General features: G+C 31.7%; 10 protein-coding genes and 1 pseudogene. 2 read left to right on the forward strand and 9 right to left on the reverse strand.

The features are described 5' to 3' along the window. Position 1: 1 nt before the first annotated feature. Positions 2–1,504, reverse strand: a complete 1,503-nt coding sequence (locus BN350_RS13455) for a hypothetical protein (RefSeq protein ID WP_028044074.1) — start codon at positions 1,502–1,504, stop codon at positions 2–4. A gap of 131 nt (positions 1,505–1,635) precedes the next feature. Here BN350_RS13455 and BN350_RS13460 point away from each other — a divergent pair, with 131 nt between their 5' ends. Then, a complete protein-coding gene (locus BN350_RS13460) occupies positions 1,636–2,799 on the forward strand; it encodes a helix-turn-helix domain-containing protein (RefSeq protein WP_028044075.1) in 1,164 nt (387 codons plus the stop codon). A gap of 31 nt (positions 2,800–2,830) precedes the next feature. Here BN350_RS13460 and BN350_RS13465 read toward each other — a convergent pair whose 3' ends face one another. The 6 genes and pseudogenes from BN350_RS13465 to BN350_RS13490 all read right to left on the reverse strand — a co-directional run bounded on the left by BN350_RS13465 (position 2,831) and on the right by BN350_RS13490 (position 8,852). Beyond that, positions 2,831–3,499, reverse strand: coding sequence for a YoaK family protein (locus BN350_RS13465; RefSeq protein ID WP_028044076.1), 669 nt, complete (start codon positions 3,497–3,499; stop codon positions 2,831–2,833). 130 nt (positions 3,500–3,629) lie between these two features. Then, the gene (locus tag BN350_RS13470; RefSeq protein ID WP_028044077.1) at positions 3,630–4,400 is read right to left on the reverse strand and encodes a MurR/RpiR family transcriptional regulator; all 771 of its coding nucleotides are present in this window, start codon (positions 4,398–4,400) and stop codon (positions 3,630–3,632) included. A 17-nt stretch (positions 4,401–4,417) separates the two neighbouring features. After that, positions 4,418–4,969 (reverse strand): DJ-1 family glyoxalase III, encoded by a 552-nt coding sequence (locus BN350_RS13475; RefSeq protein WP_028044078.1) that lies wholly within the window; start codon positions 4,967–4,969, stop codon positions 4,418–4,420. 1 nt (position 4,970) lies between these two features. After that, on the reverse strand, positions 4,971–5,531 hold the full coding sequence (locus BN350_RS13480) for a DJ-1 family glyoxalase III (protein ID WP_028044079.1): 561 nt from the start codon (positions 5,529–5,531) through the stop codon (positions 4,971–4,973). A gap of 80 nt (positions 5,532–5,611) precedes the next feature. Next, positions 5,612–7,030: pseudogene (gene ascB / locus BN350_RS19265) on the reverse strand (6-phospho-beta-glucosidase). A 1-nt stretch (position 7,031) separates the two neighbouring features. After that, entirely contained in the window at positions 7,032–8,852 is a 1,821-nt protein-coding gene (locus BN350_RS13490) for a beta-glucoside-specific PTS transporter subunit IIABC (RefSeq protein ID WP_028044080.1), read from the reverse strand. Positions 8,853–9,125: 273 nt separating this feature from the next. Here BN350_RS13490 and BN350_RS20685 point away from each other — a divergent pair, with 273 nt between their 5' ends. Next, positions 9,126–9,236, forward strand: coding sequence for an AraC family transcriptional regulator (locus tag BN350_RS20685; protein WP_231385296.1), 111 nt, complete (start codon positions 9,126–9,128; stop codon positions 9,234–9,236). A 479-nt stretch (positions 9,237–9,715) separates the two neighbouring features. Here the strand turns inward: BN350_RS20685 and BN350_RS13495 are convergent, their stop codons facing one another. Together BN350_RS13495 and BN350_RS13500 are read right to left on the reverse strand one after the other, a co-directional pair. Next, the gene (locus tag BN350_RS13495; RefSeq protein ID WP_044600325.1) at positions 9,716–10,831 is read right to left on the reverse strand and encodes an RNA-guided endonuclease TnpB family protein; all 1,116 of its coding nucleotides are present in this window, start codon (positions 10,829–10,831) and stop codon (positions 9,716–9,718) included. A 696-nt stretch (positions 10,832–11,527) separates the two neighbouring features. Further along, positions 11,528–12,067, reverse strand: a complete 540-nt coding sequence (locus tag BN350_RS13500) for a methylated-DNA--[protein]-cysteine S-methyltransferase (protein WP_028044082.1) — start codon at positions 12,065–12,067, stop codon at positions 11,528–11,530. Between the last annotated feature and the right edge of the window lie 67 nt (positions 12,068–12,134).

The following is a 12,134-nucleotide window of genomic DNA, read 5'->3' on the forward strand; positions in this document are numbered from 1 at the left end:
TTTATTTCTTTTTACCACCAACACCTGAATATAATTCATTTGTTCCATTCTTTAAAACTTTAATTCCTTCATACAATCCATTCATAGCATCATGAACACCAGCATTACCATCTTTAATACCTTTGGCACCGGCTAATAAACCTGTTCTTAATTCACTTAACTTCACAAGTCCTGTATTTAATGTTTGTACCCCATTTAATAGAGGAGCATTTGTTGAACTTAACTGATTCAACCCACTCATTAATGCAAATGTTCCATCAGTCAATGGTTGTGCATTTTGAGATAATTGAGAACTTCCTTCTTTTAAAATCTTAACACCACTATAAAGTGTTTGTGATCCCTGATTTAAAGTTTGAGCACCTTTCTTTAATTCAGTTGTTCCCTGATGAAGAGCCTGTGAACCAACATAAGCAGTATGAACACCCTCAACATATGTCTTTAAACCTGTTTCAATCCCTTTATCTTTATCCTTAATCAATTGAATTATTCCATCAATACCTTGAATCAATCCATCTTTCACACCAGGTAACTTTGTTAATGTTTGTAGTCCTTGATTGATTAGACTGTATTTTTGATTAAGTTGACTTGCACCTTCTGCTACATTTTTGGTTGCGTTTTTCAATCCATTCACAACTGGAACAGCTTGATCTAGCGCTTGATCAGTTGCAGTGTAAGTTCCTGCTAATTGCATCAGCAACACTTGTGCATTTTCCTGACTCATAGCCTCAGAATATGTTAGTGGATTAGCAAGCTTAGCTGCAAATTGAGCTAATTCATCAGAACTATATGCTCCTTGAAGCTTACTTATACTTGTTTGTAATTGTCCTGCAACTGTATCAACACCTTTCGCTCCTGTTTCTAATCCAGCAATTCCTTGGGAAACAAGTTGTGAACCATCTGTCAATGTTTTCACTGTTGTTTGATCTGGCAAAACAGTTAAACCTTTTTTTATAGCTGTTAGAGCTTCTACAAGTTGATCTGGTGCTGCCAATAATGTTGCACTATTTTCATCCAGTAATGCCATACCATTTGTTAAAGTTTCCGTTCCTTGATTCAGTTGTGTTGCTCCTGTTTCTAATGTAGGTGTTCCATTTATAAGAACAGTTGTTCCATCATATAAAGTTTGCACTCCAGCATCCAATCCTTTGACACCACCCATATAAGCATAAACACCAGAATACAAACCATCTGCTCCGGTCTTTAATGCTGTTACAGCACCTGTATATTTTGTTAAACCTTGGTTCAAAACATCTGTTCCCTTTGCTAACGCATCAACTCCGGCAGTATACTGTTCAACACCTGTGTACAACTGTGAACTTCCATCGTTTAAAGATTTAGCTCCAGATAAAATTTTACCTGCTCCATCTTCTAAAGCTATCGCTCCATCATTCAATTGTCCTGTTCCACTTTGTAGTGTTGATAAGACTGTTCCCCCTCCAGCAGCAGTTCCTATAACCAGAACAGCAACTGCAGAACCAATGATAATCTTCTTTTTATGTTTCATTTTTCACTTTTCCTCCTTTTTTGTTAGCGTTTTCATATCATTTTTGATGACCTTAGTATATAATAAAGAACAAGAAGATTATATTTATATTTTTATGTCTATATCACTATTTTTAGATAAAAGGAGAATTTATGGAAGCTATTATTTCTATTATTGATGAACTCTATAATACCCTGCATATTCCCTGTGTCATTTTCGATCAGGAATATCATTTAATCCATCCTAAGATTACAATGATAAATCTTAAAGAATTCCTTGATGATGTCTTTACAATGACACATCACGATGTTCATATTCTTGTCTATGATCATAGTGTTGCATATGCACGATTACAAATTAATTTTGCTAAAAAAACATATTTTTTTATTACTGCCTGTATTCTCAATGACATTGAAAATACAGATCAATGTTTACCTGAATCATGGACACAGATTATACCTGAACATCTCATTCGTTCACATATTGCCAATCTTCATTTCATGTCTTTTCAAAACCATGTCAAAATGATCTATGAAATTGTCACTCATCAAGTTTTATCATTGAATCAAATTCATATTGATTATGTCAATAAAAACCAAAAATCCAAAGAAAACGATGTTCTAACAAATCGCCGTATAACACAAAATACACCAGATTACTATCACTGGGAACAAATGTTGCTAAATGCATATAAACAGGGACATTTTCATACAATTAAAGAGTTATTTTCAGAAATTAAGCAGTATGAATACTTTCCACTCTCCCCTGATATTTTAGAAGATCAAAAATATAAGTATATTGGGCTGGTTACAATATTAACACGTATTAATATCCAAGAAGGTGTTTCATCTGAACTTGCATTTACTTTGTCTGATCAAATGATTCAAAAAATAACACAAGCTCATCAATATCGCGATACATCTTCGCTTTTTTATCAGACACTTCAAGATTTCTATCATCAGTTAAATGAAGCTAAAAAAATGAATTATTCATTACATATTTATAAATGTATTCATTATATTGATACACATCTTTATGATAAAATATCACTTCATCATTTAGCCGAATATACAGGCTTATCCTCTAGTTATCTCTCACTTGCTTTTAAGCAGGAAATGAATGAAACAGTCACATCTTATATTCAAAGAAAAAAGGCGGACGAAGCTGCCAGATTACTTTTATTTACAAATAAAAGTCATATAGATATTAGTTGTTTATTAAATTTTAGTTCTCAAAGTAACTTTATTCAAGTTTTTAAAAAATATAAACATATGACTCCTAAACAATATCAAGATTCACATCTTAAAGACCAATAACATATTTTTAACAACAATAAATATCTTGACTTTATGTATTTCTTTTAAACATGATCCATAATGCTATTATCATAGGTAATATACAAATCAGTATGGCTTTTTCAACAATCACATTCGTCAATTGAACTCCTAGCATAACACCTAGCACGAAGAATAGAATAATCAAACAATAATGCATACATTTTTTCATCTCTGCTTGATTATGATAGCAAATTGCATGATAAAAATATTCTGTTCCACTTCTTAAATTCCCTGTACACATTGTAGATGAAAAAGGTTTTCCAAGTACTTTTTTAAAACATTCTGCCTGCATTGCACAAATAAAAGATACCATAATATTCGCCAAAATATTAAACGAACCAACAGGAATCCAACTCACAAAAAACATTACTAGCATTTCTATAAAGAGTGCAATCTGTCGCCAATGAAAATATCTTTTATGCCTATCATAATTTCTAATCAGCATTGTTAACATAATGCCCAAACAAAAAGCAATGATAGGTATACAATATCTCACTGTTTTTAAATACTCACCATGAACAATTGTCATCCCCATTTTTACAATATTTCCTGTTTGAGCATTAGCAAAAACCTGACCTCTACAAACATATGTATATGCATCTAAAAAGCCTCCTACCAATGCTAACAAAACAGCAAGAATAAATGATTCAGACATTTGTTTTTCTATTCTTACTTTCATTATCTCTCCTCATCATCTTTCATTCTATAGATGATTTTCCTCAATTCAAAAATACAAAAAGAGATTTTTATCTACTATGAGAAAATAGTATTTAAAATCTCTTTTTCATTATATATCACAATTATTTTCTCTATTGTTTACACATTTTTGAATATTCTTGTGCAATTAAACTGGCTACAAACTGTAACTGATAAGGATGACTTGCTTGATCTTGTAATGACTCAAATGAGATCACTTCATCAACAAAGGAAGGATAATTTTTCTTATCACCAGATATCATCCATATTTTAGGAGCAATCAATTTTTTCTTCAATGCTCTCAAATTTTGATAATCAAAATAGGATCCCGTATAAGAGAAAATAATAATTAAATCATTTTCATCAGCTGTTATGATATATTGCATTTGTTGTGTATAAGATATATGCGTATAAACTTGTTTTCCAAGCATTAATAAATCTCCTTGAAGATTAATCGCTACTGAACCTGCTTTTAACAAGCCAAACACGCCAACTCTTTGATACTTTTTGATATCATCACATAGTTTCATTAATTGATGACCATCAATTGTATTCTTCACCATTTGAATACTATCATGAATTTTATCGCTATAATCCTCAATTCTTTGATGCAAAGACTTGGACTGCGATTGTTCTTCAAAATGAAAATCTATTGAAGCTAGTAACTCTTTTAATTCAACAAAATCTCTTAATCCTGTTTCTTTACAAAAACGTGAAATAGAACTCACTGCAACATTACATTTCTTAGCAATTTCTTTAATACCAATATCTTGCATCTCATCTAAATGTTCCAAAATATATGTTGCGATCACACAATTTGTTGACCCATTTTTTTCACTCGCAATGGTACTTAAAAACACAACAGGCAATTTTCCATAAATCATCCTTAATCACTCACTTTCTATCTTCCACCAGCAAAATTATACATCAATCTTTCCTTCATTTCAGTCGTATCTTTATTAAATACTTCTATAATCTTAAATGCAAATGGATAAGGTGTTGCAGGTCCTTGACTTGTGATAATATTTTGATCAAAGACAACAACATCATCTACAAATTCTCCACCCACTAATTTTTCAGCATATCCTGTATATCCAGTTACTTTTTTACCTGTAATGACTTGAGCATCTGATAAAACAAGAGTTCCCGAACACATTGCTGCAATATATTTATGATGCTCATGAAAATACTGAACCATTGCAATCACATCTGGATTGTTTTTCAAATTCTCTCCTCCTGGTCTTCCACCTGGTAAAACAATCATATCATAATCTTTCACCGCTTGGCCAAACATTTTATCAGCCTTAATCAACATATGATGCATGCCTTTAACAAATTCATTGTCAAAACTAAAGGTATGACATTCAATTCCTGCCCTTCTTAACAAATCAACAATTGTTAATGTTTCCCCTTCTTCAAATCCTTCAGACATGAATACTGCAACACGTGCCATACTATTCATCCTCCTTCACATCAAACGCATTGAAATAAACCATTCTCTTTTTCACTGCTAATGAATCTCCACCTAATAAATCAACTAATTTATATGCAAATGCATATGCTGTGGCTGGACCACGACTTGTCACAAGATTTCCATCAATCACAATTTTATCTTCTAAATAATGTCCTTGCTTTATTTTTTGATCATACCCCCTATATGCTGTATAGTTTTTATTCATCAATAAGTTAGCTCTTTCTAATACAATAGGTGCGGCACACATAGCACAAATATATTTTCCTTTTTCATTCATAGAGTGAAGAATGGAAATCACTTCTTCACTATCTCTCATATTCGCTGCCCCATCATATCCACCAGGTAAAACAATCATATCATAATCAATGATTTCATCACTCAGAACTCGATCACATTGAACACTTATGCTATGTCCACCCTCAACAACTTTATCAAAACCAAACATATCGCATTGTATATTTGCTCGGCGAATAATATCTACAATTGTTAATGTTTCTCCTTCTTCAAATCCAGGTGCAACGATTACTGCTGCTTTTTTCATTTTTCTACCTCCTTCATTCTTTACATCTCTTATTTTAATTAGATTTCATGATTTCTCAATTGATTTCCTAAAGTAGGAAATCAATATAAATCTTCACCATGAGACGCTATCACTTTATGATACCATGCAAATGATTTTTTCTTGAATCTTTGGTTCGTTCCTTGAGCATAGTCATCTCTATCTACATAGACAAAACCATATCTTTTTGACATTTGACCAGTAGAAGCGGCTACCAAATCAATACATCCCCATGTTAAATATCCAATCACTTCTACACCATCTTTCATGGCATCCTTCATAGCCTTAATATGTTCTCTCAAATAATCAATCCGATAATCATCTTCCACTGTTCCATTAATTAGTTCATCTTTGGCACCTAATCCATTTTCAACAATAAATAAGGGTTTTTGATAACGATCATATAAAGTATTTAATGTTATTCTTAATCCTAATGGATCAATTTGCCATCCCCATTCACTAGATGGAATATACGGGTTCTTCATTGAGTTCATGACATTCGCTTCACTTTCCTCTTGCATTTTCTTAATTGAAATGCAACGAGAAGTATAATAACTCAGTGCAATAAAGTCTACAGTATGATTTTTCAGTATTTCTAAATCACTTTCATTGATTGAGAGTTTAATATCTTTTTCTTCAAATATTCTATGTGCATATCTTGGATATTCACCTTTTGATTGAATATCAATAAAGAAATAACTCTCTCTATTTCTATTCATTGCGTAAAAGACATCTTCTGGGTGACATGTATACGGATAATAATCTCCTGCTGCCAACATGCATCCAACTTGATTATGAGGATTGATTTGATGTGCTATTTTGACTGCAAGTGCACTTGCGACCAATTCATGGTGAGCTGCCTGATATTTTATTTGTTCTGGATTCTCATCGTCTGTCAAAATAAGACCAGCACCAGAAAATGAATTATGTAAAATAACATTAATTTCATTAAAAGTGATCCAATATTTAACCAAACCATTGAATTCCTCAAATAATGTCTTCGCATATTTGATATAGAAATCTATCATCTTTCTATTTCTCCATGAACCATATGTTTCTACCAGATACATTGGTACATCAAAATGACTAATCGTTACAAGGGGTTCTATTCCATATTTATGACATTCCTGAAATAAATCTCAATAATATTGTAGCCCTAACAAATGAGGTTTTTCTTCAATTCCAGTAGGATAAATTCTTGTCCAGGCAATACTGGTACGAAAACACTTGAATCCCATTTCTGCTAACATTCGGATATCTTCTTTATATGTATGATAAAAATCAATTGCTTGATGAGTAGGAAAATAATCTTCTTTTTGACACTTCGTATAAGATATTTTTCCTTGTTTAATAAGAGACCGCTTTTGATTCATTGGAACGACATCCATTGTTGACAATCCTTTCCCATCTTGATCATAAGCACCCTCAGTTTGATTAGCAGCAATAGCACCACCCCATAAAAAATCATCTTTGATTTTCATATCATGCCTCCACACACAATGATAAATGATTATCAATGTTTTTGAGTTCAATATTTTGATATTGATTGGAATTAGTAATAATGACTGCGGTTGTCATATCATAGCCTAAATGTTCTACACTTTCCTTATCAACAGTGATTAATAAATCTCCTGCTTTAATTTCCTGATCAACTTTTACATGACTCTCAAAATACTGTCCATTTAACTCAACTGTATCTATTCCAATATGAATGAGAACTTCTATTCCTGTTTCACTCACCAATCCAATTGCATGTTTTGTAGGAAATATCATTTTGACTTTCCCATTAAATGGAGCATAATATTGTCCTTCTTCTGGTATCACTGCAAAGCCTTGTCCTAATAATCCCTTTGAAAAGGTATCATCATTGACTTTTAATAATTCAATAACCGTACCTTTGACTGGAGCATGTATGTCTTCATTAACCATTTCATTTTGATGAACTTTAGAATTACTTTCTTCATGAATTCCTAATATTAAAGTCGCAACAAACGCACCAACAATACTGATCGCAACAGCGATAATAACATGAATATAATGATCTGCAATATATGTTGGTAAAGCCAATATTCCAGGCAAAATAACAGCTGTTGCTCCGCCACCAAAGTAATTCATATAGGCTGCCCCAATTCCACCTGCTAACATCGCACAAATCATAGGCTTTTTATATTTTAAATTAAAACCAAACATGGCTGGTTCTGTAATCCCAAAGACTGCTGTTAATCCACTTGTGAATGCACCACTCTTTCGCTCTTTGTTTTTCAATAATACAAAGACTGCTAAACATGCCCCAGCCTGTGCTAAGTTTCCCGTTAAATTAGCTGGAGAAATAACAGAATAGCCATATTCTGCAATCAATTGAGTATTGATAGGTGTAATCGCATAATGCATTCCCAGTATAATGAGCAAGGGTCTAAATGTACCAAACAAGAAAGCTCCTAATACTCCATTTATTCCATATAACCATGTCACAAATGCTGCAACACCTTTACCGATATAAGTACCGAATGGTCCAATGACAATCAATTCTAAAGGAACCATAATAAATAAAACAATCATGGGTACAAACAAAACTTTAAATGTATCTGGAATCAATTTATTCACATATCTATATATATAAGACATCATCCATACCGTTATAATGATTGGAATAATCGTTGATTTATAATTCACAAACAACGCTGGTAATCCTAAAAAATGAAGTGAAGTTATACCCGTTTCAGCAGCATGAATTGCCCCATTTTGAATGGTTGGATACATCAATGCTCCAGCAAGTGCTAAAGCTAAAAATTCGTTTGTTTTAAATTTTTTTGCAGCACTAACAGCTAAAAAGAAAGGAAAGAAATAAAACAGTAAATCACCAATCATACTTAATATTTGATATTCACCACTCGTTGTTGAAATGATATTGAATGTTGTTAAGATAGATAAAACCGATTTTACCATACCACATCCAATTAAAACTGGAATAACCGGACTAAAACATCCTGCAATCGTTTCAACAACAGAAGAAATTATATTTTTCTTCTTTTTATGTTTCTCAATCGTCATATGATCATCAATATCAACCATTGACATCAATTCATCAAAAACACCTTCTACCTTTGCCCCAATAACAATTTGTAATTGACCATTTTTAAATTGTGCTGTCAACACTCCCTCAATTTGACTCAATGCATTTAAGTCAATGATGTCTTCATCTTTCACATTGAATCTAAGTCTTGTCGCACAATGCGTCAAATAAGTGATGTTATCTTCTTTGACAAGATTAAGAATCTTTTTTGCTATATCTTTGTTTTTCATAATATCCTCCATTTTGTTGTTTTTCGATCATTTTTTCCGGATTAACAATCTACAACAACAATTATAAGGGACATCTCACATAGTCACTATTGTTTTCCTGTTTTAAGAAATAATACCAGTTTTAAGAAATATTAACAAAAAATCATTTGACCTTTGCAATGAAAATTTCAAATCTGTATTATCTACTGAATATAAAAGCAAAATAATATGAATGTTAAAAAAGCAGCCTAAGCTGCCAGATTACTTTTATTTTCAAATAAATGTCATATAGATATTAGTTGTTTATTAAATTTTAGTTCTCAAAGTAACTTTATTCAAGTTTTTAAAAAATATAAACATATGACTCCTAAACAATATCAGGATTTACATTTAAAAGATCAGTAAGATTTTAAATGTCATTCATCTAAAAAATAAGAATGATATGAAGAATTATTGTTGAATACAAAATAAGGTAAATACTCATCTCACATTCTTTTCATTTACTAATATTAGAAATATATTAAGAAATAATCAGTATACTTTTCGTATTTTCTCTCCAGCAATCATTTTAATCGTTATGAGATTAAAAAGTGAATTTACTATTGATTTTCTTCCAAAATTGCATATAATGACATTGATGGAGGAAGACTTGGTCTTCAAACTAGTGAATCGAAAGGTTCACTTTTTATTTATAATATCTTTCATTACATTTAAATTTTTTACATATTTAGAGTTAAAATTCGTTATCTCTATATCAAAATTATTATATGACACTCCACATGTAAAACATGTGGTATCTTGGATATCCATGTCTCATGAGGTTTCGTTTCGGTGCTGAGTATAACTCGCACTTCGTTTCCTAGACTGTGCCCTCGTCTATTGTTTTATAGAGTCGCTATATTGGCGGCTTTTATTATATTGATTGCTGCATTGATGTCTCGATTATGTTTTGCTCCACACTGGCGACATTCCCATTCTCTTATACTGAGTTCCTTAACACCTTTATTGATATATCCACAAACATGACATTTCTGTGATGTTGGTTCATACTGATTAATCCTGATGAACCTCTTTCCATACCACTCTGCCTTGTATTTTAGCATATATAAGAATCTTGACCATGATGCATCAGATAGATTAAGATTACTGACCTTTCCATTCATCATTGATTTGATATCTAATGTTTCCACTGCAATAACATCATAATCCTCTATCAACTGTTTTGACAGTTTATGATAATAATCAGTTCTTTGATTTCTTATCTTTTTATGCAGCTTATGAACTTTCCTTCGCTGTCTTTCATAATTGTTGGATCCTTTTATCATCCTTGAAAGTTTCTGTTGTTGAACAATCAGCTTATCTAGTGTTGATGCATAGAATCTTTTATTGTCATAGATATCTCCATTACTTAATGTCAGCAGTTCACTGATTCCTACATCAATACCAATACGCTTACCAGTTGATGGTAATGTTTCAACTGGTACATCTGTTGCACATATGGAAAGTGAGTAGTTTCCATCTCCATGATCAATAACTGTCACTCTCTGTATATGACCCTCTATTTTTTGATAGAGTTTGGTTTTCACCCAACCAATCTTAGGAAGTCTTATACAATTATTACCAGTACGGATACAGTTGTTATTGTTCTTGGCAGTATAGGTACTATAATACCCTTTCTTCTTGAAACGAGGGAATCCCTTATGTTCATTAAAGAACTTCATAAAAGCCCAGTTCAGGTTTTCACATGATGATTGCAAAGCAACTGAATCCACTTCCTTCAAAAAAGAAAACTGTCCATCTTTTTTCATAAGTGTCAGCATATGAGATATTTCATTCTTTGTATAAATATGGCCCTGATTGATCAAGTTGTTTTTTTGAACATCAAGGAAATGATTAAAGACAAGACGAACACATCCAAAGGTCTTTGCTAGCATTATCCTCTGAAGACAGTCAGGATATAAAGGAACACAGTATCCTCTAGTCACATAGTTAACAGACATCATATCACCTCATTTCTATAAGCAAATTATATCATATATAGTTGCGTAAATCAATCGAATACGCAACTTATTAGAAACAATTTCTTCGTCTGTAAGACTACGAAACAACTAGAAGCATTTCATCCACGCCTAAAAGACGTGGTATTCATGCTCATTTCAATAAAATATTTTTTCTAAAAATTTAAGTACAGAATAAATTTATGAGTTTTCAATTTTTTTATGTTGTTTCATTTCTAAAACCAAAAATGGAAATATAGGTTCGTAATGATTTACAATATTTCGTATTCTTCTTATAATTTCTAAAATTCTTTCAAAACCAACAGCGTTCTTATATATATGATTTCCATTATCATCTCTCCCATAAGAAAAAACCTTTATATGAATTAATCAAGAATGAATAATTTCTTTCTTCAAAAGCATACTTATCTTCTTGCGAAACAATTATTTTTTATATTTTATTTAATTTGCTCATCAATTGTTTTATAAATCTTATTCATCTAACCACCTTTTATAGTTACATAAACAAGTTCCTTTCTCATTATACAGATAGATCATACCTATTCCTTATTATATTTCAATACATTTTCGTAAGTATCTCATAACTTGGACGACCATCAAACTTCTATCTAAAATCAACTCAAATAAGAATGATGTATCAAGTGATTTAGCATCATTTTTTGATTTTTCATCTAAAAATTATAATGCAGTTCCCTTCTTTGGTCTATGATAATCACTTAAATCAACGCCTTCTAACTCTAAAAGAGCAATCTTTTTATCAATCCCACCAGCATAACCAGTTAAGCTTCCTTGTGTTCCCACAACACGGTGACAAGGAATAATAATAGATATAGGATTATGTCCTACAGCATTTCCAACAGCTTGTGCTGACATAGAGGCTATACCTTTTTCCTTTGCAATCTGTTTTGCTATATCACCATATGTTGTGACTGTTCCATAAGGAATATCACAAAGAATTTTCCAAACCCTTTGTCTAAATTCACTACCAATAGGAACTATTGGTAATTCTTTTATATCTGGTTTTTGTGATGCAAAATATCTATCCATCCAATTCTTCGTTTGTTTTATAACTACATTGTCAGTATACTGAAAAGCTTCATGAGAAAGTGTTCCCAAGAAATACTTTTGACCTACCATCCATAAACCAATGATATTTTTTTCATCACTTACAATAATGAGTTTCCCTATTGGTGAATCATAACTTGATTGATAATACATATTCTTTTTCCTCCATTTTCAAATATTTATTTAACTCTGTTCTTCTATAATTAATACTATTACATCA

The organism is Candidatus Stoquefichus massiliensis AP9 (genome assembly GCF_000455285.1).
Taxonomy (GTDB): domain Bacteria; phylum Bacillota_I; class Bacilli_A; order Erysipelotrichales; family Coprobacillaceae; genus Stoquefichus; species Stoquefichus massiliensis.